This window comes from Microbacterium sp. WCS2018Hpa-9 (genome assembly GCF_031843745.1).
Taxonomy (GTDB): domain Bacteria; phylum Actinomycetota; class Actinomycetes; order Actinomycetales; family Microbacteriaceae; genus Microbacterium.
In genome coordinates this window covers 570,242-597,172 of record NZ_JAVTIY010000001.1, presented here as the reverse complement: position 1 = coordinate 597,172, position 26,931 = coordinate 570,242, and the positions used below count along the sequence as shown (strand labels likewise).

Genomic DNA, 26,931 nt, shown 5'->3' with positions numbered 1-26,931 from the left:
GGCGTCATCACTTCTCGGTGGCCACGGTGACGCCGGCCAGGTCGATGCGCGAGTTGATCGAGTCCTCGGGGAATCCCGTGACGAGCGGGCTCACGGCCGTGATCGTCGCGCCGTTGTACAGCCAGTCCGCCGCGTGGTCCTCGGAGACGATCCGCGCGGCCTCGGCGAGCAGGTCCGCGGACTTGTCGGGGTCGACCTCGGCCAGCGCTTCGGTGTAGAGGCTCTGCACCTCGGCGTTGTCGTAGCCGAAGTAGTACTCGGGGTTCGCGAAGTTGCCGAAGTCGCGCGGCTCGACGTGCAGCACGAAGCTCAGGTCGTAGTCGTGGTTGGTGTAGACGTCCTCCAACCAGGCCGGGAACTCGACGGAGTCGACGTCGAGGGTGACTCCGACCTTCTGGAAGTCGGAGATGAGGACCTTCGGAACCGTCGTGCCGTAGAAGCTCGGGATCGTCAGGGTGAGCTCGAGGTCTTCCTGTCCGGCCTCGGCGAGCAGCTCCTTTGCCTTCTCCGGGTCGTAGGTGATGACGTCGGAGAGGTCTTCGTAACCGGGGTCCAGTTCGGGGATCGGCCCGTAGAGGGGCGTGCCTGCGCCGACGGCCTCGACGAGAGCCTCGTGGTCGATCGCGAGACGCAGTGCTTCGCGCACCCGGACGTCATCGAGAGGAGCCTTGGCGTTGTTGAACGCGAGCGTCGCCTTGTCGGTGGTCCGGCCGGTCGTGAGCGAGAAGTCGCCGGACTCCTCGAGCTGCGGGGCGAGATTCGGATCCACCGCTGTGAGCACCTGGACGCCGCCGTCGAGAGCAGTGTTCACGCCGGCCGTGAAGTCGGGGATGTACTGGAACTCGACCTCGGCGACGCCCGCAGGCTCGCCCCAATAGGCCTCGTTGCGGGCGAACGTGATGGCGCTGCCCTTGTTCCATCGCTCCAGCGTGAACGGGCCCGTGCCGTTCGCGGCGGTCTTGAGGTCGGTCGTGTCGCCAGTCTGGAACACGAGGCCGGCAGGGCCGGTGAGCGAGAACAGGAAGTTCTGGTTCGGCGCTGTCAGCACGATCTGCACGGTGGCCGGGTCTGGTGCGGTGATCGAGGCCACCGAGGCGAACTCTGCGTTGCCCTGCAGCGTCGCGTCCGTGCGCACGGCCTCGTACGACGCCACCACATCGGCAGAGGTGAGTGCGGTTCCGCTGTGGAAGGTGATGCCCTCGTTCAGCGTGAACGTGTACGTGAGCCCGTCTTCGGAGACCTCGTAGTCGGAGGCGAGCCGCGGCACGATCTCGTTCTCCTGCGTGCGGCTGATCAGACCCTCATAGATGTTGTCGATCAGGATCTGCTCCAGCGCTGCGCCGCTGGTGTGACGGATGTCGAGGTTGGTGGGCTCGAGGACGAGGCCCACCTGGAGCGTCGCGTCCGGATCAGGCTCTCCAGCCGGTTCGGTGGTCTCGGGCTCTGCGGCACCTGCGCAGGCGGTGAGGACGATGGCGCTCGCCGCGATCGCGGAGATCAGCGCGATTCGTCGCGTACGTCGGAACATGGGTGTTTCCTCTCGGTGCGGCAGTTGCTGTGTGCCGATGGATCGAGCCTAGGGATGTGTCGGGGCGGTGAGGGCGGAATGTGGAACGGAACGTCACATTCCGCGAGAGGCGAGGGACGTCGAGATCAGCGCCGCCAGCTCGGCGGGCGCAGTCTCTTGAACGTTGTGGGTGGCCGCGACGGCGGTGACGCGAGCGTGGGGCAGTCGCTCGCCGAACTCCTGCGCATCCGCCTCGCTCACGAAGCCGTCGATCGCGCGGACGAGCGTCACCGGGGCCATCGTCTCCGACAGATCCTGCCATCCGGTGGTGTGGAGCAGTGACGGAGCTGAGACGTCTCCACGATCGTGGGCGGCCAGGGTCTGTGCAGCGAGGTGCGCGAAATGATGCTTCCACTCGACACGGCCGTCGTCGCGCACGCGGGTGTTGAGGAACACGCCCCGCTCGGTGTCGGATCGGGCGCCCCCGAACCCGAACGAGATCGCGCGGTCGACGAGCTCGTCGCGCGTCGCGAAATCGGTGGGCCCTGCGTAGAACTCGCGCAGGGCGGCCGGCCCGGCAGAGGTGTCGATGCCGGGGGTGATGTCGACGACGATCAGCTCCGAGACGAGGTCGGGGCGTGCCGCGGCGAGGGCGGCGCCGGTGAGGCCGCCGAGCGACTGGCCGACGACCAGCTGTGCACCATCGGTCCAGGCGTCGAGTGCTGCCGCGACATCGATCGCGAGAGTGCGAGGGGTGTAGTCGACGTCGCCGCGCCAGGACGAGTCGCCGTGCCCGGCGAGGTCGATCGCGAGCACCGGATGCTGGAGTGCGAGCACCGTGGTGTCCCAGGTGTGGGCGTTGAGGCCGGCGCCGTGCAGCAGCGTGACGCGGGGCGCCTCGTCGCCGAAGCGGAGAGCACTCACCTGACGGCCGTCGGGGAGGGGCAGCGTCACGCGTCGAACGGACGGCACGGGGACCCCCATCGCCTGCGCCTGTGCGGGAAGATAGCTGAACTCACTAGTGTCGATCGCCACCTGCATATTCTGCTCTGTATTCGGGGCGGTGCGGAAATGCGGGAGCAAGTTGTCGAATCATGTCCCCTCGATGCATGTCATTTAGTGATCTAAATATCGAAATGAGTTGCCATTCTGCATTCTCTCCCGCTGAGAGGCGCTCGCCGGGATGAGTGCATAACGGAATATCATTGAGGCATGAGCGAGACGCGAGTGCACCTCTCCAAGACCGAGCCAGCGGCCTATCAGGCGCTCGATGCCTTCGCCCGCACGGTCGGCGACATCTGCGCCGCGAACGGCATCGACGACCGGCTCAAAGAGATCGTGATGATCCACTCCTCGCAGCTGAACGGATGCAGCTACTGCACGCGCCTGCACGTCGACAGGGCGCTCAAGGCCGGCATAGACACCGACACGCTCATGCAGATCGCCACGTGGCGCGAGAGCGATGTCTTCAGCGACCGCGAGGAGGCCGCGCTCGAGCTCGCCGAGGCCTTCACGTTCATCTCCGAGGAGGGCATCTCCGACGAGGTCTACGACCGCGTCGGCGGAGTCTTCACGGAGAAGGAGTACGCGGCACTGAGCTGGGCGTGCATCTCGATCAACGCCTTCAACAGGGTCGTCATCGCCGGACGATACCCCGTTCCGCCGCGCGCCCCGCAGGCGCAGGCATGAGCGTCCTCGACATCGACGGCGTCAACAACTTCCGCGACGTCGGCGGGCTCCCCGCAGACGGCGGACGGATCCGCTCGGGGATGCTGTTGCGGTCGGGCCAGCTCTCCGCCGCCACCACAGCGGGTGTGAACGAGGTTCGTCGTCGCGTCGCGCACATCGTCGACCTCCGCGACGGCGAAGAGGTCGCTGCGGAGCCGACCGAGATCGAAGGGCCCGACACCACCCACCTCCCGCTCTTCCTCGGATCCGTGCGTTCGTTCTTCGAGACCGACACGAGCCTGGAAGACCTCTATCTGCATCTTCTCGAAGAGAGCGGGGAGCGGCTCGTCGCCGCCATCCGCATCATCGCCGCGGGAGAGCCGACCCTGGTTCACTGCACCGTGGGCAAGGACCGCACCGGGGTGACGGTGGCCCTCGCGCTCGCCGCGGTGGGCGCCGACCGCGAGGCGATCGTCGAGGACTACGCACTCACGGAGTCGCTGCTGCCGGCCGAGCGGTCGCACCGCATCGCCGCATATCTGAGGTCGCAGCATCCGCAGGCGGTGCACGCGGTCGCGTTGGCCACCGAGTCACCTGCGCCCGTGATGAGGGCGCTGCTCGAACAGGTGGACGAGCGGTGGGGGTCGGCTGCCGGCTATCTCCGCGCGAACGGCATGACGGATCGGGAGCTCGATGCTCTGCGGTCGGCACTCGTGGAAGAAGTCCCCGAGCAAGGTTAGGCAACCCTTCACGTGCTGTATGATGGATGCATCATGGAGACCTTCCTCGAGACTCGCAGCACACGTGCCGAGCGCCGCGCCGCACGTCGTCGTGCTCACCACCTGGTGACTGCCGACGAGCACTCGCTCGCCGAACTCGAGGTCTTCCTCACGACCCTGCCGCTGTGCGCATCGGGCCGGATCTTCATCGAGGTTGCCGACGCGTCGGACATCGGCGTGATCGAAGCACCCGGCCGCATGACCGTCACCTGGCTCGCTCGGGCCCAGCGATCTGGAGCACCCGGCACCGGTCGCGCCTGCGCTCCCGGACAGGCGCTCGCGCGAGCGACCTGCGCTTGGGCTGACGAGATGCTCTGCGACGACGAGCTCGAGACCCACATCACCCTTCTCGGCGGCTATCTCGGCACTGCCGACATCGTCGAGCACCTGACCGGCACCCTCGACATCCAGCCCGCTCAGATCCACGCACCCGAGCGCTTCGGACTTCTGCCCGTCGAGCGCTGAGGGCTCTGCCCGTTGAGCGCTGAGGGCTCTGTCCGTCGGTGAGTACAGGGCTCTGCCCGTTGGGGAGCACAGGGCTCTGCCCGCCCGGAAGTAGCAGGGCTCTGCCCGCCCGGAAGTAGCAGGGCTCTGCCCGTCTGAAGCTGCGCGGCCCTGCCCTTCTAGCGCTGAGGTCTGCTGCGGCGGACGTAGTTGCCGTCTTCGAGCCCTGCTTCGATCTCGAAGCGGTTGCGCAGGGGGTCCCGGCCCGCGAAGAGATAGAGCACCGGAAGCAGGATTCCGTAGCGCAGCCACTGGGCCTTGTGCACCGCTTCGTGTCGCAGCATCGCGTCGCTCGGTCGCGCGTCGCCGGTGAGGAAGCAGCCGCCGACGCAGACCCCACCTCGGTTGAACGTCCAGTTCGGCATCCCCCGGAACACCCAGAGGCCTGCTCGTCGTTCGATGGGGCCGGTGCTCCACAGCGAGCCCCAGATCCAGCCGACGGCCGTGCCCCACCAGTAGCCGATCCGGCTGATGGGCGAGCGGAGGAGGAACGCGGGGATCCTTCGGTCGAGTCGTCGACCTCGCGCCAGGGCGAGCTCGGCAGCGGGCCGCCAGTCAGCCGTCATGCGACTGCACCGACCAGGCGGAGCAGCGCGCCGAGGTCGTCGACAGCATCGGCGGGCGAACGCGGGGCGAACCCGGCGATGGTCGCGCCGGCCAGCGGCACGCGTGACCGCAGTGCGCGGATCGCCGCACTCAGAGCCGCGGGTGCGAGCCCGAACGGGGCAGGGGAGGAGACACCGGCGATCTCGGCCGGGTCGAGCACGTCGACGTCGATGTGCACCCAGACACGGCGTGCCCCGGTCGCCTCGACCGCGTCGGCCAGAGCGTCAGGCGACTCGAGATCTTCGACGGAGAGCTGCGTGAGGCCGTCGAGAGCGGCGACCTCGGCGTCGTCGAGGTTGCGCATGCCCACCGTGACCACTCGATCGCGTGCGATTCCGGGCGTGACCGTGAGCTGAGGTTCGCCCTCGCCCAGCACCGCGCGGAGCGCCATGCCCGAGAAGGCGCCAGAGGGCGAGGTGTCCGGCGTGTGCATATCGGCGTGGGCGTCGCACCACACGACGGCGAGGTCGTCGGTTCCGCCGGGGAGAGCTGCCAGCGCGGCGACGGTCACACTGCAATCGCCGCCGATGACTACCGTGTCGGCCGTCATGCTCGCATCGACGAGCTCTCTGGTGCGCAGAAGCGCGCTGAGGCGGCGAACGCCAGTGCCCAGAGACTCACCTGCCTCGACCGGCACGTCGAGCACGGTGGTCGCCGCACGCGGAAGGTCGCCGGCGATCGCCGAGGCGCCGTCGACGAGGAGCATCGCTCGGGCGGCGGGGGAGCCCTGCCACTGCGGGACGACGAGGAAACGCACCATGGGTGCCTCCAGCTGAGAAAGAGGAGCGGGTGCCTCGGACACGAGGATCCGAGGCACCCGCAGGTGTATCAGGAGCCTTCGATGGCCTGGCGAGGGGCGGAGCCGCCCGCCTTCAGCTCGGCGAGACGAGCCTCGACCTCGGTGAGCTCACCGAGGTCTTCGAGGCTCTCGAACTGCGCGTCGAGGCTGGACGCCGCGAGTTCGATCTTGCCCTGAGCAAGGGCCTCCTGGCGGCGGACCTTGTCTTCGAAACGGCCCAGCTCGCTGGTGGGGTCGAGGACGTTGATCGAGGAGACCGCGTCCTGCACCTTCGTCTGTGCCTCGGCGACCTTCGCGCGGGCGAGCAGCTCGCTGCGCTTGTTCTTCAGCTCGCCGAGCTTGTCCTTCATGCCGTTGAGGCCGGACTTGAGCTTGTCGACGATCTCGGTCTGCGCGGCGATCTGGGGCTCGGCGCCGGTCGCCTCGCGCTCGGCGCTGATCTGGCGCTGGAGAGCGATCTTCGCGAGGTTGTCGAACTTGTCTGCGTCCGAGGCGTCGCCCTTGGTGCGCATCTCGTCGGCCTTGCGGCTGGCCGCTAGGGCCTTGTTGCCCCACTCGGTGGCCGCCTGGACATCCTCTTCGTGGTCGCGCTCCAGCAGGCGCAGGTTGCCGATGGTCTCGGCGATCGCCGACTCGGCGTCGGCGATGCTGTTCGTGTAGTCGCGGACGAGCTGGTCGATCATCTTCTGCGGGTCTTCCGCAGAGTCCAGGAGGGAGTTGATGTTCGCGCGGACGAGGGTCGAGATACGTCCGAAGATGGACTGCTTGGTCATGCGTGGTTCCTTTCAGAGGTGCGGAATCGAGGTCTGGGGTCGGTGTGTGTGCGGTTCAGAAGCGTCGTCCTCCTGAGCGGCCGCTGCGGCCGCTGGATCGGCTGCCGCCGCCTCCGCCGAAACCGGAGCTGCGGAATCCGCCGCCTCCGCTGGATCGCCAGCTGCTGCTGCGGGAGGAGCCACCGCCGCCGCCTCCGCCGCCGGAGAGCAGACCGCCGATGATGCCGCCGAGGATGTCGCCGCCGAGGCCGGAGCTACCGGAGCCGGAGCCGCCGAAGATGCTGCCGCCTCCACCGCCCCAGCTGTCGTTCTGATACCGGTTCGGGTTCATCGCCTCGACGTCGGCCTGAGCAGACGACGTGGCCTGACGGACGAGATCGAGTGAGCGGCCGGCTTCGGTGAGCGCCGCTTCGGGGTCGGAAGCGCGCAGGTTCAGCGCCTGGGTGAGGGAGGCTTCGGCCTGCGAGAGCCGAGTGCGTGCGGTCGACCCGACCGTGCCACGGCGGGTCTCGATGTACTCGCGGGTCGCGCGGATCTCGGAGCCGGCCTGGGTCAGTGTCTGCTCGAGCATCTGCTGCGCTCGGCGGGCGCGCTCCACCGCCTGCGTGCCCTGGGCGATCGCAGCGTCGATCTGCGCGTTCGCCGCGGTGAGGGCGTCGAGCACCCGCTGGGGGCTCCGTGAGGCTCCGGCGAGGCCGGTCTGGGCCTGCTGCAGCTGCTGGACGGTCGCCGCCGCGGCCGAGGCGATCGCTCCACCCGAGTCGGGCAGCTGCTGCGCCGCGGCGATGTCTGCCTGCAGCTCGGTCACCAGGGCATGCGCCTGCGCTTCGATGTTCGTCAGTTCAGCGCCGAGCGCCGAGATCGCCTGAACCAGCTGGGCGGCCTGGGCGACCGACTGCTCGGCCGTGCGGATCGCGAAGGCCGCCTCGCCGGATCTGCCGGCGGCGATCGCCTGAGCCGCGGCCTCGATCGAACGGTCGGCGAGCAGTGCTCGCTCCTGGGCCTGTGCCGGATTGTCGGCGACGGTCGACAGAGCCGCGGCGTCGTAGGTGTCTGTGAGAGTCGCGAGAGCGGGAGCAGCGCCGGCGAGAAGAGGTGCGAGCGCCGCCCGCTCACCCTTGACCCGCTCGAGTTCCTGCGGAGCGTTCTGCTCGAGCTTGCGCAGCGCATCGAACGCCTCGGTGTTCTCGTCGAGGACGTCGTCGATCTCTGCGCAGATCTGGATGATGCGGATGTGCCAGGCCCGGCGATCGTGGACCGTGTCCTCGACCTCGTCGTCGAGCTTCTGCTTGAGGTCGAAGGCCTCAGACATCTTGGCCTTGGCGGTCTCGACGGCGCCGGTGAACGCCGAGGTGGCCGCTTCGCCGAACTGCGCGACGGCGAAGCCGAGCTCCTCCCGACTCGAGGTGATCGCATCATCGGCCTGCACAAGGGCAGCACCCGCTTGCGTCTGCACCTGTTCGTCGGTGAGGGTCGAGAACGGATCGTTCGGATCGGGCTTCTCGGGCATGGCCCCGCGCCTGCGGATCTCGGCGTTGCGGCGAGAACGACGGATGAGCGCGATGACGAGCCACACGATGAGTCCCAGCGCGATGATCGCGACCACGATCAGCGTGGCTCGCAGAGCGCCCGCCCCGCCGTCGCCTTCGATCTCGTCGGCTGCGAGGACGATCATGCCCTCCCAGTCCTCCTCTGCGGCCAGGTCCTGGATCTTGTCTTCCACCTCGTCGAGCTTGCTGTCGCTGAGCGGGCCGTCGGGCGCGGCCGAGATGTAATAGCTGCGGCCGTCCACCGCGATGGCGAGGAGGTACTGCTCTGAGCCGAGGTTGTTGCTCTCCGCTACGGTGTCGGCCCAGGCGACGTTGTCGGACGGCGAGGTGAACTCGTCGACGAGGACGACGAAGAGATCGGACGAGGAGTTGTCGCTGAGAGTCTGGAGTCGAGCCTCGACGGCATCCTCTTCGCTCGTGCTGAGGACGTCGGCGTCGTCGGTCACGTACCCAGAGTCGAGCGCGACCGGATCGGTCGCAGACGCGGCCGAAGCGGAGAACGCCCCGGCGGCTGCTGCCGCGGTCAGTGCGGCCAGCGCCAGCCACCGTGTCTTCATCGTGTTCCCTCCGACCGGCAGCCGAGCCCCATGGCACGAGTCTATGCATTGAGGCCGACACGCGACAGCTTCCGAGCGGGGATAGCCGTTCGCCCTCAGCGGAGACACATACGCTGGATGGCATGGACGACAGGTACGGATCGGATGTGCTCGCGGCGGGTTGGCGGGAGCGCGCGGCGAAGCCGGTGCCGCAGGTCGCCGCCGAGCTCGATCTCGTGGTCGAGGTCGCGCAGGACGGATTCTGCGGTGCGGTCACGCGGGTGCAGGGCGGCAACGTCGAGCTCGAGGACCGGGTGGGGCGCAAGCGCCTCTTCCCCCTCGGCGGCGGGTTCCTGATCGACGGATCGCCGGTGCGCCTCACGGTTCCCGCGGCGAAGGAGCAGGGGCTCCGACGCACGGCATCCGGATCCTTCGTGGCGGCCGACCAGCGAGCCAGGGTCGCGCTGCCCAGCCGCATCCTGGTCGAGGGCAAGCACGACGCCGAGCTCGTCGAGAAGGTGTGGGGAGCAGACCTGCGGGCTGAGGGCGTGGTCGTCGAGTTCCTGCAGGGTGTCGATCTGCTGGACGAGCTGCTCGCTGCAGAGCCGCCGACCGCCTCGCGTCGCTACGGGGTGCTCGTCGACCATCTCGTGCCAGGGTCGAAGGAGTCACGCGTCGCGGATGCGGTCGCCAGAGGTCCGCACGGGAAGCACGTGCGGATCGTCGGACATCCCTTCGTCGACGTCTGGCAGTGCGTCACCCCGCGAGCTCTCGGAATCGCGAAGTGGCCGGAGATCCCGCGGGGGACGGACTGGAAGACCGGGATCTGCCGCGCGTTCGGCTGGCCGTACGAGACGCAGGGCGACACGGGACGTGCCTGGCAGCACATCCTGTCGAAGGTGCACACGTATCGCGACCTTGAGCCCGCGCTCCTCGGCCGCGTCGAAGAGCTCATCGACTTCGTGACCGCGCCCGCGCCCTGATCTGCGGTCTGTGGCGCTGATCGCCGCCGACTACCCTGGAAGCATGCCCGAACCCCGCACCTTCCGCGACGAACCGGTCTCCTTCGTGCGCCGCAGCGGCCGGATGTCCGACGCCCAGGAGCGCGCGTTCGAAGAGCTCGGACCGCACTACCTCCTGGATGTCCCTCGCGACGTCGCCTGGACCTCGGTGCACCCTGAAGCGCGGCTCGACCCGACCGCCGAGTACGGGCGTGAGGCCGATCTGTACGTCGAGATCGGCTCGGGCCAGGGGCACGCGATCGTCGCCGCCGCATCGTCGCGCCCCGATGACGACTTCCTCGCCGTCGAGGTCTTCCGCGCAGGGCTTGCCAGGACGATGCTCGATGCCGACCGCGAGGGCGCTCGCAACGTGCGTGTGGTCGAGGCGAACGCGCCGGAGGTGCTCTCGTCGTACCTGCCCGAGGGGGCCGCCGCGGAGGTCTGGATCTTCTTCCCCGACCCGTGGCACAAGAAGAAGCACACCAAACGCCGGCTCGTGCGCCAGGGATTCGGTGACACCGCCGCCCGCGCGCTTCGCGACGGAGGTCTTCTCCGACTCGCGACCGACTGGGAGGACTACGCCCTGCAGATGCGCGACGTGCTCGACGCCGAGCCTCTGTTCGAGCGTGCCTTCGACGGCGACTGGGCGGAGCGGTTCGACGGACGGGTCATGACTGCCTTCGAGCGCAAGGGGATCGCCAAGGGCCGCGATATCCGCGATCTCGTGTATCGGCGGAAGTCGCACGCGTGACCGCCGCCGTGCGCACGTCGGCTGCGTGGCCCGCTGTCGTGCCTGCGCTGCTCGTGTGTCTCGCGGCACCGGCGTTCTTCGTGGCGCAGATCGCCTGGCTCGGCTGGGCGCTGCTCGCGCTCGGCGTCGGTGCAGCCTGGCTCGTCGAACGGCGCCTGCCCTCGTCGCCGGATCAGACTGTGAGCGTCGGCACGCGGCGTGAGAGCGCTCGCGCGATCGGAGTGAGTCGTCAGCCTTCGCTCACCCGTGATCTCTCGCTGATCGCCCTCGGCATGCTCATCGTGAGCGTCATCCCGCTCGCGGCGGAGCTCGACAACCTCGCGATGCTGCGGTTCACACTGGCACTCGGCGGCGCGGTCGCCGTGCCGTACGTCGTCTCGCGCTTCGTCTTCCGAGACCGGGCGATCGCCTTTCCCTGGCGTGCGCACCGGCGGTGGGGACGCCTGCAATGGGGCTGGCTGGTGGCGGTCCTGGTGCTCGGCTGGCTGATCCTGCCCTTCTACTTCATCACGAGCGGCGTCTACATGAACTGGCCGGTCGTCGACTCGCCCGAGCTCATCGCGCGGCTGTTCGTCGGCGTCGGAGCAGTCGGCATCTGGGACGAGCTGTTCTTCATCTGCACCGTCTTCGCCCTGCTGCGCAGGCACTTTCCCGATGCGCTCGCCAACGTGCTGCAGATGATCGTGTTCGTCTCCTTTCTGTGGGAGCTCGGCTACCGCGAGTGGGGCCCGCTGCTCACCATCCCGTTCGCGCTCCTGCAGGGGTTCATCTTCATGCGGACTCACTCGCTCGCCTACGTCGTGACCGTGCACCTGCTGTTCGACGCTGTCGTGTTCGCCGTGCTCGTGCACGCCCACAACCCGGGGCTGCTGCCGATCTTCCTGATCTGACGGCACGCGAGGGTCGATACGATCGAGTCATGCTCATCGTCGGACTCGTCCTCGCCGCGGCCGCTGCCGCCTTCCACGTCTTCATCTTCGCGCTCGAATCGCTCAAGTGGACCGAACCCGAGACGAGGAAGATCTTCGGGGTCGCCAGCGAGGCCGACGCCATCACCATGAAGGCCCTCGCCTTCAACCAGGGGTTCTACAACCTGTTCCTGGCGCTGACCGCGCTGCTCGGGGTCGGCTTCGTGATCATCGGCCTCACGACGGTCGGCCTGACCCTCGTGTTCGCCGGCACAGGGATGATGCTCGCCGCAGCGCTGGTGCTCGTGCTCTCGGATCCCACCAAGCTGCGCGCGGCCGCGATGCAGGGCACCCTGCCGCTGCTCGCCGTGATCGCTACGGCGATCGGCGTCGCGATCGGCTGACCTGCGCGCGCTGATCGCTGACGAGGGGTGACAACCGGGCAGGCACCGGCCACACTCGATGCATGAGCGACTGGGTTCTGCACGTGGACATGGACCAGTTCATCGCTGCGGTCGAAGTGCTGCGCAGACCGGAGCTCGCGGGGCTTCCCGTGATCGTCGGCGGCAGGGGGGACCCCACCGAGCGCGCTGTCGTGTCGACGGCGTCGTACGAGGCGCGCGAGTTCGGGATCGGATCCGGGATGCCGTTGAAGATCGCCGCGCGCAAGGCGCCCGAGAACGCGGTCTTCCTGCCGGTCGACCATGAAGCCTACGAATCGGCGTCGACCGAGGTGATGTCGACGCTGCGTGCGCTGCCAGGAGTGATGCTCGAGGTCATCGGCTGGGACGAGTGCTTCCTCGGCGTCACGACGGACGACCCCGAGGGGGTCGCACGCATCGCTCAGACCGCGGTGCTCGAGTCGACCGGGCTGCACTGCTCGGTCGGCATCGGAGACAACAAGGTGCGCGCGAAGATCGCGACCGAGTTCGGCAAGCCGCGCGGTATGTTCCGGCTCACCGCCGAGAACTGGTTCGAGGTGATGGGAGACAAGCCCACGCGGGATCTGTGGGGAATCGGTCCGAAGGTGCAGAAGCGGCTCGCCGGGCACGGGATCACGACGGTGCGCGAGCTCGCCGACTCGGACCAGGATCAGCTCGTCGCGGAGTTCGGGCCACGAATGGGCGTCTGGTATCACGGCCTGGGGTCGGGCTTCGGACCTGCTGCGGTCGACGACACCCCTTGGGTGGCGCGCAGCCACAGTCGGGAGACGACCTTTCAGCAGAACCTGACTACGCCCTCTGAGGTGCAGTCGGCGCTGATCGATCTGGCCGGGCAGGCCTTCGACGACTGCGCCGCCGAGCGTCGCCCGGTCGTCCGTGTGCACCTCAAGGTGCGTTACGCGCCGTTCGAGACCAAGACGTTCGGCCGCAAGCTGTCAGAGCCGACGACCGAGCGTGCTGCGGTCATCGATGCGGCTCTGGCGCTCGGTGCCACGCTCGATCGCGACCGTGAAGTGCGACTGCTCGGCGTTCGCGCCGAGATGCCGATGCCGGACGGCGGTGACCCGACCGAGCGGACGCCGGTGCGGGGCAGGATCTGAGCCGCCGACCGGGGGATGTCATTCGCGGATGACTGCGGCGATCGCGCTCACCTCGATCACTGCTCCGGGGACGCCGAGGCCGGCCACGAGGGCTGCGGTGACCAGGGGAGGGGCGCTGTCGCGTGCGAGCGTCGATGCGACGGCGCCGTACGCAGCACGGAGATCGGCATCCTGGTGGATGTAGATGGTCCAGCTGATGACGTCGTCGAGGCTCGCGCCCGCTGACTCGAGAGCGATGCGCGCGTTCTGGACAGCGCGGAGCGACTGCTCGGCGGCATCCGCCGAGACGAGTGCACCGGTTTCGTCGACGCCGTTCTGACCGCCGACGTGGATCGTCGTGGCCCCCGGAGGGATGACGGCGACGTGACTGAATGCGGGGCTCACGACGAGTCCCGCCGGTTGTGCGAGTGTGATCTCCATGCCGCAGAGTATGCGCCCGGGCGCCGACATTCGCGAGCGTCACGGTGCTGCCGGGGCGGGCACGAGACCCGCCCCGGCAGTGCTCAGCCGACCTTCTTGACCGTGTACCGGAACACGTCCGTGCGCAGCACGTCTCCCGATGTCTTCACGATCTTGATCGTGTGCTCCTTGTCTTTCAGACCCGAGACCGAGAACAGCTCCTGGTTCGAGACGCGCGACTCGTTGTGGGTGTCGATGCTCTCGACCTTCTTGCCGTCGATGTAGACGTCGACCGTGCCCTGGTCAGGGCCCTTGGGACCGGTCCACGAGACGCCGGTTCCCCGGAAGGTGAATGCCACGGAAGCTCCGTCAGTCACTGTGGCGTGCACGTCGTCGAGGTGGTCTCCGGTGAAGTCGAAGTCCAGTGTCGTATCGCCGACGGGAAGCGTCGCGAGGTACGACGAGCTGATCGTGACCGTGCTGCCTGTCAGCGTGTAGTCGACATCGCGCTCGAGCGCATCGCCTGCGACGCTGATCGACGCGAGCTCGCCGGGATCCCGCAGCACGTCGACGGTGACATCGGCGGGCGCGGCCTTGTTGAAGGCGCCCGAGGTGGTGCTCAGCTGGCTGTCGAGCGTGACGACCAGCTTGTCGAGCAGCATGAAGGAGCCGGACTTCTTCACCACACGCAGGGTGTGGCTCCCGCTCGCGAGGTCGGCGACGCCGTAGACGACCTGCTGCGAGAGTCGGCCGTCCGCAGCAGGCAGCGACGTGTCCACGGTCTCCACGAGCTGTCCGTCGAGGTAGACCTCGACCTCTCCCTGCGACTCGTGCTTCTCGGTGACGTACTGGATCCCGGTGCCCTGGAACGTGTACTCGAACGCGGCTCCGTTGGTCTCCACGTAGTGCACGTCGTCGCCGTGATCGCCGAGTCCTCGATTGTTGCTGTACCCCCACGATCCGCTGTAGCCGATGCGTGCGTCGTCGTCGTTCAGCGTCACCGTGAGACCCGTGGCGGGCGGGGTGGGCGTGCCGCCACCTGGGGTGTCGGACACAGCGACAGTGAACGGCTGCGATGTCGCCGGGACTTCGTTGCCGTTGTTGCGGACCCAGTCTCCGTCGTAGCCGACGCGCAGCGAGTCATCGTTGACCGTGAGCACGTCCTGCTTCGCGGGCGTCACCTTCAGCAGGCGCACACCGTGGATCGGCACGCTCTCGGCTGTGAAGCCGTCAGCCTCCGTGCCCAGGTTCTTGCCGGCCCAGAGATCGCGGACCTTCGCGGATCCGTCGAGCCCGATGTCGGACCAGTCGACGGTGATGTCGGCGTCTGCGCGACCGAGGTTGTACAGCGCGACGGTGTACGTGCCATCGGGGTTCAGCGCGTACCAGACCTGCTGCTTCGTGCTGGTCGAGACCGGTCGCGCGGGGACGCCCGCCTGGTTCACGGCTATGACCTCGCGGTTGGTGATCAGGTCGAGGCCGAACTCGTCGAGGTTCGTGAGGTCGTTGCCGAGGTACATCGGGGCCGCAGATGTCGCCCACAGCGTCGTCGCCGTGCGCCGTTCGTCGCGGGTGAGGCCGTCCATCTTGCCGTTTCCGACGTTGAGGGAGTCGAGGTCGTTCCATCCGGCGGGGCCGGCGTGGCGCCACCAGTCGGAGAGCCGCGGGAACAGACGCGCGACGTTCTCCCAGGTCGTCAGCGCCTCATCGCCGCAGTAGCACTCGACGTCCCAGTCGATGCGCCAGCCGTCGGCGTACTGCTTCCAGTAGTCGGCGTAGTTGATGTCGACCGCCCACGACAGCTCGAACCAGATGTCGTTTCGTTCGAGCGCTTCAGACCAGGCCGCGACCTCTTCCCGAGCATCCATCGACAGGTCGCCGATGCCGGAACCGGGGGTCACGCTGTCGAACTTGATGAAGTCCACACCCCACTCGCCGAGAAGATCAGCGATCGAGTCGATGTACTTCTGCGTGCAGGGGTTGTCGAAATCCAGGCGGTAGCCGAAGCCCCAGTAGTCGCCCTGCTGCAGGGGCTGCTTGAGCAGATTCTCGGTGGTGCAGCCCGGCGCGTTGTGGATCGGAAGCGCCTTCTGAGCCGTCTCCAGGCTCATGCCGGGGATGAGGTACAGGCCCACCTTCTGGCCGTTACCGTGCACATGGTCGACCACGGCATCGAGCCCGTCGGGGAACAGCGTCGTGCTGGGTATAGGGCGTCCGTACTCGTCCTGGCCGCCGTTCCACCCGGCGTCGATGTTGATGTACTCGTAGCCGAAGTCCTGCAGCTTGTCGTGCATGGCATCGGACTGCGCCATGATCTGATCGGCGGTGATCCACTGGCCGCCCTCGTAGACCTGCATGCTGTAGCTGCTCCAGCCCATGTAGGGCTTCGCTGACAGCTCGGAGATCCCCTCGTCGGAGTCCGACGTGGCTCGCTCCGCCTCCTTTGCCGGCGGCGCCTGGGTGGCATCGGGCGAGGCCGAGGGGGTGGGTTCGGAGGATTCGGTCGGCGTCGGATCCGCCGCCGGGGGCGTAGTCTCGGGGGATTCCTCGGCCGGGGGTGGCGTTTCGGGGGACTCCTCCGCGTGTGGTGACGGTGTGGAGACCGGGGTCACTTCCGGCGCAGGTGTCGGGGTGGGCGTCGCCGCAGTCGCCCAGGTCGCGCCGGGGGCGAGACTCAGGACGAGCGCGGTTGCGGCGAGCACCCCGGTGATCGAGGCGGCTCGCCTTCTCTGTCGGTGGGTCTTCATTGCTTTCCTCTCGTTCGACTGCTCTGTCGTGTGGATGGGAAGGAAGAATCGGGGGGTGTCAGCTGTCGGTGCGCCGGATCTCGATGAGCATCGCCTGCTGCGCGTTGAGGGTGGGGAGGGGAACCCCGACAGTGCTCAGGACCACTCCGGGCACTTCGATCGCGCCCGCGAGAGCGGTCGTCACCCATACGGGGTCGCCCCCATGCCGGCTCGCGGAGCCGAGGTCCTCGCGGATCCGAACGCTGTACACCGCCTGCGCATCGAGCCCGGGGAAGCGCACTCGACCCGACTGACCCGCCGCCGAGGTCGCGAACCTGCTCCACGTGAACAGCGCCGCGGAACCATCCTGGGCGACTATTCCCGAGAGAGAGGTCGTCTGATCGGCGAGGTCTGCGTTCACCACGCGACCGCTGTGCAGCAGGTCGCGGAACTCCCGGTACATGACGGCCCAGCGGGAGATCACAGCCAGCTCGTCGTCGTCCACGGACGTGAGGTCCTGTTCGATGCCGGCGTGAGCCGTGAGCGAGGTGGCGAGACGGAACGACAGATCGGTGGTCCGCGCTGTGGTGTGCGAGCGCGCGGCCCCGAGGTGAGATCCGATCAGTTCGGGCGGCACGATCGTGCGCGTCCACCGTTCGATCTGGATCCGCTCGACCGGATCGTTGCAGTCGGATGCCCACACGCGATCGGTGCGGTCGAGGATTCCGAGATCGACCCGACCGCCGCCGCCCGAGCATGTCTCGATCTCGAGCTCCGGGTGGCGCAGGCGGAGTTCGTCGAGCAGCCGGTAGAGCGCTTCGGTCTGCCGATGCACACTCGGACGATCGCCATCGGTGCCCCGACTCACCGCCTCAAGGAGATCGCGGTTGTGGTCCCACTTGAGGTAGTCGATCGAGTGCGCGCGGACGAGTGCGTCGATGCGTTCGAGAAGGTACTCGTACGTCTCGGGTCGAGCGATGTCCAGCACGTGCTGTGATCGGGATTCGGGCCCGAACCCTTCGGCAGGCCCGAGGACCCAGTCCGGATGCGACCGGGCGAGGTCGGAGTCGAGGTTGATCATCTCGGGTTCGAACCACAGGCCGAACTGCATGCCGTGTGCGCGGACGACATCGACGAGCGGGCTGAGTCCCTGCGGCCAGACGTCCTCATCCACGAACCAGTCGCCGAGGCCGGCATCCGCCTCCCGACGACCGCGGAACCACCCGTCGTCGAGGACGATCCGCTCGACACCCACCTCTGCGGCCCTCTCGATCAGGGCAGTCAGGCGGGCGAGGTCGTGATCGAAGTAAACGGCCTCCCAGGTGTTGAGGACCAGCGGCCGCGGGCCGCGCGGATGCGAGTCCCGAGCGCGAAGCCGTCGGTGCAGTCGATCGCTGATCGCGTCGAGCCCCTTGTCTGACCAGATGAACAGGGCGGTCGGCGCGTCGTAGCGCTCGCCGTCCTCGAGGATGATCTCGCCGGGGTGCAGGTCCTCGCCGGCGCCGAGGACCGAGCTGAATACGCCGGCGCCCTCTGGGAGGCGCTCGGCGAGGTACTGCTGCTCACCGCTCCATGCGAGATGGACGGCCCAGATCTCGCCGTGACCGAATCCGAAGCCCTCGGTGCCGGCGGCGAAGAGGAACGGAGAATCATGGCCGGGCTTGCCGCGGTGTGCGGACCGCAGGTGTGTTCCGAACCCGAATGGCGACCTCTGCGGAGACCGTTCACGACACCACTTGCCCGTGAAGTCCAGGATCTCCGTCGCGCGCTCGGGAAGGGGGAGCAGGGCGAGGAAGGTGCCGACGGTGTAGGCGGTGGCTCCGAGCCGCGGGCTGAGTTCTGCGGCCCTGGACAGCGACGCGTCGGCGGCGAGCACGCCGTGTGCGTCGAGGTGATACCGCAGCTCGGTGCGGATGCCGCAGACTTCGTCCTCGAACTCGAGCGTGATGCGGCCGCCGACTCCGTCTGACGGGATGACCACGTCGTGCCGAACGAGTCGTGGTCGCGGGGTCGTCGCACGGCCCTGCGCGTGTCCGGAGAGTGCGGGTGTTCCTGACCAGCCCTCGTATTCCGTGGGCAGAGCGGAGAACGTGCGGGGGATGTCGGGGGAGTTGTTGAGCTGCGCGGGGCCGGCGGTGAGCGCGAGCGCGGATGCGGTCGCCGCTGTGGCCTCGCCGAGGTCCGCGCCCCAGTGCAGCACACGGGGGATGGGGGTGGAGATCTGGAGAACGAATGCGACGCCTGAGGCGCGGAGTGCGACGACGGTGTCGGCACGGGAAGTCATGGGATAAGACCCTCCGGTAGTTACTTGACAACGTCAATAAATCACGTTTGAGAAGGACGTGCAAGCGATCCGCAGAAATCGTCGCCACGAAAGTCGACGTTTACTTTTTCGGCTCCACGTGATTTTATTACGACGTAAAGTAACCCTGCCCTGGGAGGGCGATCATGAAGCTCAGTGCTGAGCACGCACCACCGGTCGAGGTCTCGCCACCGGCCCCTCGACGTACCGACGCACGTTCCCGGTTAGCCCGCAGCCTGCGCCGATACTGGCAGCTGTACCTGCTGCTGTTACTGCCCGTGATCTGGTTCATCGTGTTCCGATACGTGCCCATGGCCAACGCCGTGATCGCGTTCAAGAACTACAACCCCATCGACGGGGTGTGGGGGAGCCCGTGGGTCGGGTTCGACAACTTCACGGCCCTGTTCCGCAACCCCGTGTTCCCCAAGCTGATCGGCAACACCTTCATCCTCGCGGTGTACACGCTCATCGCGAGCTTCCCTCTTCCGATCATCCTCGCGATCATGCTGAACGAGGTCAGGCTGCGGTTCTTCACGCGCACCGTGCAGCTGGTGACCTACGCCCCGTACTTCATCTCGACGGTCGTGATCGTGTCGATGACGATCCTGCTGTTGTCACCGAGAGTGGGGATCCTCGGGCGCACTCTCAGCTTCTTCGGTGCGGGACAGGTCGATCTGTTGGCGAGTGCCGACTTCTTCCGCCACATCTACGTGGCGACCGACATCTGGACGACGACCGGCTACTCGGCCGTCATCTACCTCGCGGCTCTGGCCTCGGTGGACACCTCGCTCTATGAGGCAGCGAAGATCGACGGCGCCTCGCGGCTGCAGAAGATCTGGTACGTCGACCTCCCTTCGCTCCTCCCCACGGCCACGATCATCCTGATCCTCGGTGTCGGCAACATCATGGCGATCGGCTTCGAGAAGGCGTTCCTGTTGCAGAACGCGCTCAACCTCTCGACGTCGGAGATCATCCCCACGTACGTCTACAAGACGGGCATCCTCAATGCGAACTTCAGTCTCGGAGCCACCATCGGGCTCTTCAACGCCGTCATCAGCCTGCTGCTGCTGCTCGTCGTCAACGGCATATCCAAGCGAGTGACCGGAAGCGGGTTGTGGTGAGCACCGTGATCAGAGAACAACCTCTCCTCACCGAGGAGATCGTCGTCTCGTCGGGCAAGGGGCGGGGTCGCCGCCGGCGCGACCCCCTGACCTCCGGCGTGAAGGTCAAAGAGACCCGGGCGGATCGCGTCTTCGTGATCGCCGCCTACCTGCTGCTCACGGTCTTCCTTCTCGTCGTGCTCCTGCCCTTGCTGAACATCGTCGCCAGCTCGTTCTCGAGTCCCCAGGCGGTCTCATCCGGGCGAGTGCTCTTCTGGCCCGTCGAGTTCACGCTCCGCGGCTACACGGAGGCGCTCAACAACCCGGCGATTCTGCGAGGATTCGGCAACTCGGTGTTCTACACCGTGGTCGGCACGATCATCAGCGTCGCCGGCACCGTCGCCATCGCATACCCGTTGTCGCGGGCCAACCTCTTCGGACGCAAGACCCTCACCGGAGGCGTCGTGTTCACGATGCTCTTCTCGGGCGGCGTCATCCCGATGTACATCGTCGTGCAGTCGCTCGGCCTCCTGGACACGCGGTGGTCGATGCTCCTCCCCAACGCGATCGGCGTCTGGCAGGTGATCATTGCGATGGTCTACTTCCGCACATCGATCCCCGACGAGGTGTACGAGGCCGCGCAGCTCGACGGCGCGAGCGAGCTGCGGATCCTCTGGACCATCGTGCTGCCGCTCGCGAAGCCTCTCCTCGCGGTCATCGCGCTGATGTACGCCATCATGCAGTGGAACTCGTACTTCGACGCCCTCCTCTACCTGCGCGACGCCGATCTGCAGCCGCTGCAGCTGGTGCTTCGAGGCATCCTCATCCTCAACGACGGCGGAGGCGGTGGCGATCTCGCCGCACAGCTCGAGCGCCGGGAGCTCGCAGACCTGCTGAAGTACTCGACCGTGATCATCGCGACGGTCCCGATGCTCATCGTCTACCCGTTCGTCGCGAAGCACTTCAGCAAGGGGATCATGGTCGGCGCCGTCAAAGGCTGATCAGACCCCACTCAGACCCACCACACACACCCGCACACCTGAACCGGTCAAAGGAGATTCCGGCAATGACACACCGCATCACACGAGGGGCGATCGCAGCGGTCACCGTCGTCGCGACGGGACTGGCGCTCGCCGCCTGCACCCCGTCGAGCGACGACAACGGCCAGCTCGTCGCATTCGGCCCGCAGGGCGAGAACGGCTCGCTCAAGGACAACCTCTTCACCCAGGAGGTCGAGAAGAAGTTCGACATCGACTTCGACTGGCAGACCACCACCTACGACGGCAGCGTCGCGGGAGAGAAGCGCCAGATCTCGCTCGCCAGCGGTGACTATCCGGACGCCTATTTCCTCGTTCCATGGGTGGATGCCTTCTCGCGCAACGAGATCCTCAAGTACGGCCAGCAGGGCGTGCTGCTTCCCCTGGAGGACCTCATCGACGAGTACGCGCCGAATCTGAAGGAGCGCTTCGAGGAGAAGCCGGACTGGGAGGAGTCGATGACGGCTCCCGACGGTCACATCTACGCGGTGACGCAGTGGAGCGAGTGCTTCCACTGCAGCTACCCCTCCAAGCTGTGGATGAACACCACCTGGCTCGACGCTCTGGGGCTCGAGCAGCCCACCACGACCGAGGAGCTGCGCACGGTACTCCGCGCGTTCAAGAACGACGACCCGAACGGCAACGGCGTCGCTGACGAGGTGCCGTTGAGCGGATCGGCGTCCGAGCCGATCATCAACTACTTCATGAACGCGTTCACGTATGCACCGGTGGGCGGTCCGGCAAGCCCGCCGCCGCTCGTTCTCGACGGTGACAAGGTCGCGCTCGGCGCGACCTCTGACGGGTGGCGCGAGGGTCTCGAGTTCGTGACCTCTCTCGCTCAGGAGGGTCTGCTCGACACCGCGGCCTTCACCCAGAACGGTGATGCTCTCAAAGCGCTGGGCGACAGCGCGGACGCGCAGGTCCTCGGATCCGCCGTCACGCTGCACCCGTACGTCTTCGTCTCGGCGGACTCGCCGGACGGACGCGACAAGAACTACGACGCGGTCGCGCCGGTGGCCGGCCCCGACGGGACGCAGCTGGCATCCTGGCGCTCTCCGGTGAACCCGGCCGGCATGTTCGCGCTGACGAACAAGTCGACCGAGGAGGAGCGCATCCAGGCGATAAAGCTGCTCGACTACCTCGCCACCGACGAGGGGCAGATCCGCGCGTCGATGGGGCCGGAGGATGAGGCGTGGGTGCCCGCGGTCGAGGGCGATGTCGCGCTCGACCCAGAGCTCGAGCCGACCTTCCGTCCGCTCACCTACGACGAGACGTCCAACGCCGCGTGGCGGTCGATGTCGCAGTACTGGGACTCGCTGGAGTTCCGCAACTCCCAGGTCGTTCCCGAGGACATCTACACTCCGGACGGCTACGAGCGCCGGCTGCTGTACGCGACCCAGGAGTACGACCCGTACAAGCCAGACGAGAGCGTGCTCTTCCCCGTGGAGAAGCTCTGGCCGAACCTCGAGACGTCAGGGGAGCTCGCAGAGCTGCAGACGAACATCGCGACCTACATCACGCAGGCACAGGCGGAGTTCGTGACCGGCCAGCGCGACATCGCGGATGATGCGGCGTGGGACGCCTACATCGCCGATATCGAGGGTCTCGGGCTCGCACGATACCTGGAGCTGCTGCAGGAGATGTACGAGGCGATCTGATCGACAGCGAGTGCGCGGGGCGGAGCATCCGCCCCGCGCACTTCTGCGTGATCATCGATGCGGTCAGAGCGCACGCCTGTTCGCAGTGCCGCTGAGCGGCACTGCGGGCGGTCGCTGTCGGGCTCTCAGCGGACGAGCGACTGGATGGCTGCGGCGGATGCGCCGCGAGCCCAGTCCTCGAAGGTGTGCGGCCGGGTCAGGATGCGACAGCGCGCGGCGGCGCCGAACGCGTGAGCCTCGAAGGCGTCGTGCAGCGTCTTCTCGAACAGATCGAAGTCCGAGACGCCCTCGCCACCGATGATGACGAGCTCGGGCCCGGTGAGGTTCACGAGTGTGGCGATCGCCGTGCCGATGAGCCGGGCCGCCTCACGGAATGCGGCATCAGCGTCAGGGTCTCCTGCATGAGCGAGTGCGACGGCTTCGTCGATGGTCACGGTTCGTCCGAGTGCCGCCGAGACCGCGGCCTCGATCGCCCCGGTCGAGGCCGCTGCCTCGACGCAACCGCGCCGGCCGCACGGGCAGACGAGGGCGGGGTCGGCGAGCGGCAGGTGTCCGATCTCGCCGGCGACCCCGTAGGCTCCGGTGACGACCTCGCCGTTGAGGTGCAGGCCGCTGCCGATACCGCGTCCGATCGTCACGATCGCGAAGGAGGCGGTGCCGAGTCCGACGCCGAACCAGTGCTCGCCGATCGTGAGGGCGTGCACATCGTTCTCGAGAGTCACCGGCCAGGGAAGATGCTGCTGCAGCAGATCGCCGAGTGGAACGTCGGCCCAGCCCATGATGTTCGACTCTCGCACGATTCCGGTCGAGCTGTCGACGTCGCCCGACACCGCGACGCCGACGCCGGCGATGGCCGACGCGCTGGCTCCGAGCGCGAGCTCGAGTGCCGCGACGACCTCGAGGATCGCCTCGATCACGGTGTGAGGGTCGTCGGACTCGAGAGCACGTCGCTCGCTGGCGAGCACGGCGGTCGCCAGGTCTGTGGCCACGGCGATGATCTCGTCGACGTTGACCTTCACGCCGATCATCACCATCGCCTCGAGGACGATCGACACCGGGCTGACCGGCCGACCGGGTGTGCCGTCGCGCTGCGATGCCGGGGGAGCGTCGACGAGGCCTGCCGCGACGAGCGGTGCGACCGCTTTCGTGACGGCAGCCTGGGACAGGCCGGTCTGACGGGCGATGTCGATGCGACTGATCGGACTGCGCGTCAGGATCGTCTCGAAGACCCTCGAGCCCGCATCCGACGCCGAGCGGATGAGAGTGGTGCGCGCGGCGGTGTCGTGATCCATCAGATCCTTCGGGTCGTGTCGGCTATCGTAGCGAATCCGCTGCGGCCGGTGCGTTCGCGAGGAGGTGCGTCGCTGCGAACTCGAGTGCGTTCTCCTCGTCGAGGTCGCCGCCAGCCTCATGTCCGTTGTACGGCCACAGCACCACGTGCTTCTCGCCACCGTAGGCCGTGAAGGCCGGGAGAACCGTCTGCGGAGGGGCGACGCCGTCGAGCAGCCCGGTGCTCAGCAGCGCGGGGGCAGTGGCGCGCTTCGCGTGATTGACCCCGTCGAAGTAGCGCAGGGTGTCGAGCGCGACGGCCGTGTCACCGCGGCGGTCCGCGAAGTACTGGGTGAGGAGGGCGTACGGATGCTCTGAGCTGAGCGTTGCCGCCCGGTCGAGCTCGCACAGGAACGGCGCCTGCACGATGGCGACCGAGATGTCCGGGACGAGCCCCGCGATCGCCAAGGCGATGCCGCCACCCTGGCTCGCGCCGACCGTACCCACGCGTGAGGGGTCGACGAGGTCGATCGCACGGAGAGCGTCGACGGCCCGCACCGCATCCGCATAGACGCGGCGGTAGTAGTACTCGTAAGGCGAGCGGATGCCGCGTGTGAGGAAACCTCCGGCCGAAGGCCCCCCATCAGCGTGATCGTCATCTGTATCACCGTGTCCCTGACCGCGCGCATCCACGACGAGGTGCGCGTAGCCGGCCGATGCCCAGCGCAGATCGCGCAGCGCGTGCCCCCGCCCGTTGCCGTAGCCGAAGAACTGGACCAACCCCGGCAACGGCTCGACGGCATCGTGCGGAACGCGAAGCCACGCGCGGACGGGCGTGCCTCCGAAGCCTCGGAACGACACGTCGAACACGTCGATCTGGGTCAGGCGCGTCGGGAGCGGTGTGATCGTGAGATCGAGCGGAAGGCTGCGCGTCTGTGCGATCGTGTCGGCCCAGAACGCATCGAAGTCGTCGGGCTCGGTCTGTGTCGTCGGCACCTCGACGGTGCTGGGTTCACCGTGCATACGAGTCCTCCTGGGGGAACGCCGCAGACCCGGATCGGAGGGAGACAGGGATGTCCGTCGATGCCCCGGCCGCGACGTCGACCGTGACATCGCGCTCGCCCGCCGTCACCACGACGGTCAGGTCTTCGTGCCCGGGGTTGTGCAGCACGGCCGACGTCACGATGCCGCGGTGCCAGGCGAGGTCGAGCACGAGCCCCGGCCTCACCGCGATGCCCTGCACGTCTCCGTGAGACCAGGACGTCGGGAGTGCGGGGAGCAGATGCACGCGTCCTCCGTGGCTCTGCACGAGCATCTCCGCGATCGCGGCGGGGAACCCGAGGTTCCCGTCGATCTGGAAGGGCGGGTGAGTGCTGAACAGATTGGGGAGCAGCCCACCCCACTCCGAGCCGTCGACCGGCCCGTGCCGCGTCGCGTCGCCGTCGAACGGAGTCAGCGCCTCCTCCAACAGAGATGCGGCGATGTCGCCCTGCCGTGCACGGGCGCGCAGCGCGATCTTCCACGCCCACGACCAGCCCATCGCGCCCGGGCCCCGAGCATCGATCATGCGCACGGAGGCCTCGAACAGCTCGGGGGTGCGTTCCGGGGTCACCGTGTCGAGAGGATAGAGCCCGACCACGGGTGAGAGATGGCGGTGCAGCGGCTCGTGCTCCTGAACCTCGGCGGACCATTCGAGCAGGCGACCGTCCGAACCCACGCGCAGTGGCGTCAACGCGGAAAGCGCGTCGCGCACCTCGGCCTCCAGGGCGTCGTCGATTTCGAGCTCGTCGATCGCGACCAGCGCGCGTTCGAACAGCGATCCGATGAGGCTCAGATCGGAGGTCGCGGTCAGGCCCAGCGGGGTCGGTCGCCCATCGGCTGCGACGTAGGAGTTCTCCGGCGCGGTGGACGGGGCGGTGTGCAGCGCTCCGTCGGCATCCGGGATCAGCCAGTCGAGGCAGAACTCCACGGCGCCGCGCATCAGGGGCCAGATCCGCGCGCGCAGGAGCTCGCGGTCGCCGCTGAACTCGTACGCATCCCAGAGGTTGTGTGTGAGCCACACTCCACCCATCATCCAGATGGCCCAGCTCGCGGCTCCGTGTCCGTCGCCGACCGGAAGGCTCCATCCCCAGACATCGCTGTTGTGGTGGGCGACCCATCCCCGTGCTCCGTAGAGCTCGCGCGCGGTGTCCGTGCCGTTCCGGGCGATGTGCTCGACGAGCGCGATGAGCGGCTCGATCACGTCGGGACTCAGAAGCACCGGCGATGCCCAGTAGTTCATCTCGGTGTTGATGTTGATCGTGTAGTTCGAGGACCAGGCGGGCTGGAGCTGGTCGTTCCAGATCCCCTGGAGGTTGGCGGCGGGGCTGCCAGCCCGTGAACTGGATGCGAGCAGATACATGCCGTACTCGGCGGCGATGGTCGCCTTGAGCAGGGGGTCCGACCCTCGCAGCACGTCGCGCTCGATGTTCCAGGCGCCTTCACGTCGACTGCCGATCGCGAATCGCGCCCGAGTGGTGCGTCGCCGATCGGCGACATGCTCGGCGAGGAGGGCTGCGGCCCCGCGGTGAGCCGCGGCGTCCGCCCTCTGTCGTGCGCGATCCCGGATCGCCTCGCGTGAGGCGATTCGCCAGTCCCCGTCGGCGTCGGCCCACCACAGCCCGGCGCGAGACGATGTGGACAGGGCGACCAGCAGTCGACGGGCCCCGTGGACGACGAGGCGATCGTCGGTTCGTCGTACCTCGCCGTCGGAGTCCAGTGCGATGGCGACAGCCGCGTAGGCGTCGAAGTCGGTTGCATCCTCGGAATAGCGCAGCGGATCGCCGGATTCCTCGTGCAGTGGAGCGCCGTCGATGGGTGCCTGGACGTCGAGGATCAGCGAACCGAGAGTATCCGCGATGCGACCGCGGAGGAGAGTCGAGAGTTCGAGGGTCGCGTCGAAGTCGGCGTCAGCCGTGATGTCGACGATCAGGGCCTGGGCAGGAGCGGACACCCAGGAGCGGCGCACGGCCCGACCGCCGGGCACCCGCAGGGACTCGGTGAGCGTCGCGGCGTCGATGTCCAGAATCCTGGCAGGGGACACGGACGCCTGTTCGGGCTCGGCTCCTTCGACTCGCGCGTGCAGATCGGCGAGCGGCAGGAACTCCTGCGAGTAGGGGCCTTCGAACGCCATGAGCAGGGCTTCCGCCTCGCGCACGTCGCCCGAGGCGAGCGCCTTGCGCACCTTGGCGAGGCGTTCGGGGCCCGCGCCACCGGCGCGAACCTTCGCGAGCGCCTGAGCTGGGCCGTCCGGTGTGCCCGACCACACGGTCGCGTCGTTGAGCTGGTAGCGGCCGTCCGATCCGCCGAATGACATGGCGCCGATGCGGCCGTTGCCGAGTGGAGTCGCCTCCTCCCACTGGGTGGCGGGGGCGTCCCAGGTGAGGCGCAGTGTGTCGGTCATCGCACTCCGGTGTGTTCGATCGATCTCGATGTCACCGTCAGCGTAGGCGGCATTAATTGCCGCTGTCAAGTAA

Annotated in this window: 23 protein-coding genes; 11 read left to right on the top strand and 12 right to left on the bottom strand. The window is 67.6% G+C overall.

The features are described 5' to 3' along the window. Positions 1-7 precede the first annotated feature (7 nt). Positions 8-1,528, bottom strand: a complete 1,521-nt coding sequence (locus RQG82_RS03030; protein ID WP_311257643.1) for an ABC transporter substrate-binding protein — start codon at positions 1,526-1,528, stop codon at positions 8-10. Positions 1,529-1,621: 93 nt separating this feature from the next. Next, entirely contained in the window at positions 1,622-2,548 is a 927-nt protein-coding gene (locus RQG82_RS03025) for an alpha/beta hydrolase (RefSeq protein ID WP_311257642.1), read from the bottom strand. A 171-nt stretch (positions 2,549-2,719) separates the two neighbouring features. Between RQG82_RS03025 and RQG82_RS03020 the strand changes: the two genes are divergently transcribed. The 3 genes from RQG82_RS03020 to RQG82_RS03010 are packed head-to-tail and all read left to right on the top strand — an operon-like array spanning position 2,720 to position 4,419. Next, on the top strand, positions 2,720-3,196 hold the full coding sequence (locus RQG82_RS03020) for a carboxymuconolactone decarboxylase family protein (protein WP_311257641.1): 477 nt from the start codon (positions 2,720-2,722) through the stop codon (positions 3,194-3,196). Further along, positions 3,193-3,915, top strand: coding sequence for a tyrosine-protein phosphatase (locus RQG82_RS03015; RefSeq protein ID WP_311257640.1), 723 nt, complete (start codon positions 3,193-3,195; stop codon positions 3,913-3,915). The genes RQG82_RS03020 and RQG82_RS03015 overlap by 4 nt, the downstream gene beginning before the upstream one ends. A 33-nt stretch (positions 3,916-3,948) precedes the next feature. Next, complete coding sequence (locus RQG82_RS03010; protein WP_311257639.1) at positions 3,949-4,419, top strand: SIP domain-containing protein; 471 nt, start codon at positions 3,949-3,951, stop codon at positions 4,417-4,419. 158 nt (positions 4,420-4,577) lie between these two features. Here RQG82_RS03010 and RQG82_RS03005 read toward each other — a convergent pair whose 3' ends face one another. The 4 genes from RQG82_RS03005 to RQG82_RS02990 all read right to left on the bottom strand — a co-directional run bounded on the left by RQG82_RS03005 (position 4,578) and on the right by RQG82_RS02990 (position 8,743). Beyond that, positions 4,578-5,024, bottom strand: a complete 447-nt coding sequence (locus tag RQG82_RS03005) for a Fe-S oxidoreductase (protein WP_311257638.1) — start codon at positions 5,022-5,024, stop codon at positions 4,578-4,580. Then, on the bottom strand, positions 5,021-5,824 hold the full coding sequence (locus tag RQG82_RS03000) for an arginase family protein (protein ID WP_311257637.1): 804 nt from the start codon (positions 5,822-5,824) through the stop codon (positions 5,021-5,023). Before RQG82_RS03000 ends, RQG82_RS03005 begins: the two co-directional genes overlap by 4 nt. A gap of 68 nt (positions 5,825-5,892) precedes the next feature. Then, positions 5,893-6,636, bottom strand: coding sequence for a PspA/IM30 family protein (locus RQG82_RS02995; protein WP_311257636.1), 744 nt, complete (start codon positions 6,634-6,636; stop codon positions 5,893-5,895). 55 nt (positions 6,637-6,691) lie between these two features. Beyond that, on the bottom strand, positions 6,692-8,743 hold the full coding sequence (locus RQG82_RS02990) for a TPM domain-containing protein (RefSeq protein ID WP_311257635.1): 2,052 nt from the start codon (positions 8,741-8,743) through the stop codon (positions 6,692-6,694). Positions 8,744-8,865: 122 nt separating this feature from the next. On the opposite strand from RQG82_RS02990, the gene RQG82_RS02985 reads away from it, so the two are divergent. The 5 genes from RQG82_RS02985 (at position 8,866) to RQG82_RS02965 (ending at position 12,925) form a co-directional block, all read left to right on the top strand. Then, complete coding sequence (locus tag RQG82_RS02985; RefSeq protein ID WP_311257634.1) at positions 8,866-9,705, top strand: DUF3097 domain-containing protein; 840 nt, start codon at positions 8,866-8,868, stop codon at positions 9,703-9,705. A gap of 43 nt (positions 9,706-9,748) precedes the next feature. Then, on the top strand, positions 9,749-10,474 hold the full coding sequence (trmB, locus tag RQG82_RS02980; protein ID WP_311257633.1) for a tRNA (guanosine(46)-N7)-methyltransferase TrmB: 726 nt from the start codon (positions 9,749-9,751) through the stop codon (positions 10,472-10,474). Further along, the gene (locus RQG82_RS02975) at positions 10,471-11,364 is read left to right on the top strand and encodes a CPBP family intramembrane glutamic endopeptidase (protein WP_311257632.1); all 894 of its coding nucleotides are present in this window, start codon (positions 10,471-10,473) and stop codon (positions 11,362-11,364) included. The genes trmB and RQG82_RS02975 overlap by 4 nt, the downstream gene beginning before the upstream one ends. A 29-nt stretch (positions 11,365-11,393) precedes the next feature. After that, positions 11,394-11,786 carry a DUF1304 domain-containing protein gene (locus tag RQG82_RS02970; protein ID WP_311257631.1) on the top strand — a complete coding sequence of 131 codons (393 nt, stop codon included), beginning with the start codon at positions 11,394-11,396 and terminating at the stop codon, positions 11,784-11,786. Between the two features lie 62 nt (positions 11,787-11,848). Then, a complete protein-coding gene (locus RQG82_RS02965) occupies positions 11,849-12,925 on the top strand; it encodes a DNA polymerase IV (protein WP_311257630.1) in 1,077 nt (358 codons plus the stop codon). Between the two features lie 18 nt (positions 12,926-12,943). Here the strand turns inward: RQG82_RS02965 and RQG82_RS02960 are convergent, their stop codons facing one another. From RQG82_RS02960 to RQG82_RS02950, 3 genes are all read right to left on the bottom strand, one after another. Then, a complete protein-coding gene (locus RQG82_RS02960; RefSeq protein WP_311257629.1) occupies positions 12,944-13,345 on the bottom strand; it encodes a RidA family protein in 402 nt (133 codons plus the stop codon). 83 nt (positions 13,346-13,428) lie between these two features. Further along, positions 13,429-16,071 (bottom strand): X2-like carbohydrate binding domain-containing protein, encoded by a 2,643-nt coding sequence (locus tag RQG82_RS02955; protein ID WP_311257628.1) that lies wholly within the window; start codon positions 16,069-16,071, stop codon positions 13,429-13,431. Between the two features lie 58 nt (positions 16,072-16,129). After that, positions 16,130-18,334, bottom strand: a complete 2,205-nt coding sequence (locus RQG82_RS02950; RefSeq protein WP_311257627.1) for an alpha-galactosidase — start codon at positions 18,332-18,334, stop codon at positions 16,130-16,132. A gap of 164 nt (positions 18,335-18,498) precedes the next feature. Here RQG82_RS02950 and RQG82_RS02945 point away from each other — a divergent pair, with 164 nt between their 5' ends. The 3 genes from RQG82_RS02945 (at position 18,499) to RQG82_RS02935 (ending at position 22,147) form a co-directional block, all read left to right on the top strand. Continuing rightward, positions 18,499-19,473 carry an ABC transporter permease subunit gene (locus RQG82_RS02945; protein WP_311257626.1) on the top strand — a complete coding sequence of 325 codons (975 nt, stop codon included), beginning with the start codon at positions 18,499-18,501 and terminating at the stop codon, positions 19,471-19,473. Next, positions 19,470-20,453: a carbohydrate ABC transporter permease gene (locus RQG82_RS02940; RefSeq protein ID WP_311257625.1), complete on the top strand. Its 984-nt coding sequence runs from the start codon at positions 19,470-19,472 to the stop codon at positions 20,451-20,453. Before RQG82_RS02945 ends, RQG82_RS02940 begins: the two co-directional genes overlap by 4 nt. A gap of 65 nt (positions 20,454-20,518) precedes the next feature. Continuing rightward, positions 20,519-22,147 carry an extracellular solute-binding protein gene (locus tag RQG82_RS02935; RefSeq protein WP_311257624.1) on the top strand — a complete coding sequence of 543 codons (1,629 nt, stop codon included), beginning with the start codon at positions 20,519-20,521 and terminating at the stop codon, positions 22,145-22,147. A 125-nt stretch (positions 22,148-22,272) separates the two neighbouring features. On the opposite strand, the gene RQG82_RS02930 is transcribed toward RQG82_RS02935, so the two are convergent. Genes RQG82_RS02930 through RQG82_RS02920 form a run of 3 tightly spaced genes read right to left on the bottom strand, consistent with a single transcriptional unit; the run spans position 22,273 to position 26,858 of the window. After that, complete coding sequence (locus RQG82_RS02930; RefSeq protein ID WP_311257623.1) at positions 22,273-23,439, bottom strand: ROK family transcriptional regulator; 1,167 nt, start codon at positions 23,437-23,439, stop codon at positions 22,273-22,275. A gap of 22 nt (positions 23,440-23,461) precedes the next feature. Beyond that, complete coding sequence (locus tag RQG82_RS02925) at positions 23,462-24,439, bottom strand: acetylxylan esterase (protein WP_311257622.1); 978 nt, start codon at positions 24,437-24,439, stop codon at positions 23,462-23,464. Continuing rightward, positions 24,429-26,858, bottom strand: a complete 2,430-nt coding sequence (locus tag RQG82_RS02920) for a glycosyl hydrolase family 95 catalytic domain-containing protein (protein ID WP_311257621.1) — start codon at positions 26,856-26,858, stop codon at positions 24,429-24,431. Before RQG82_RS02920 ends, RQG82_RS02925 begins: the two co-directional genes overlap by 11 nt. Between the last annotated feature and the right edge of the window lie 73 nt (positions 26,859-26,931).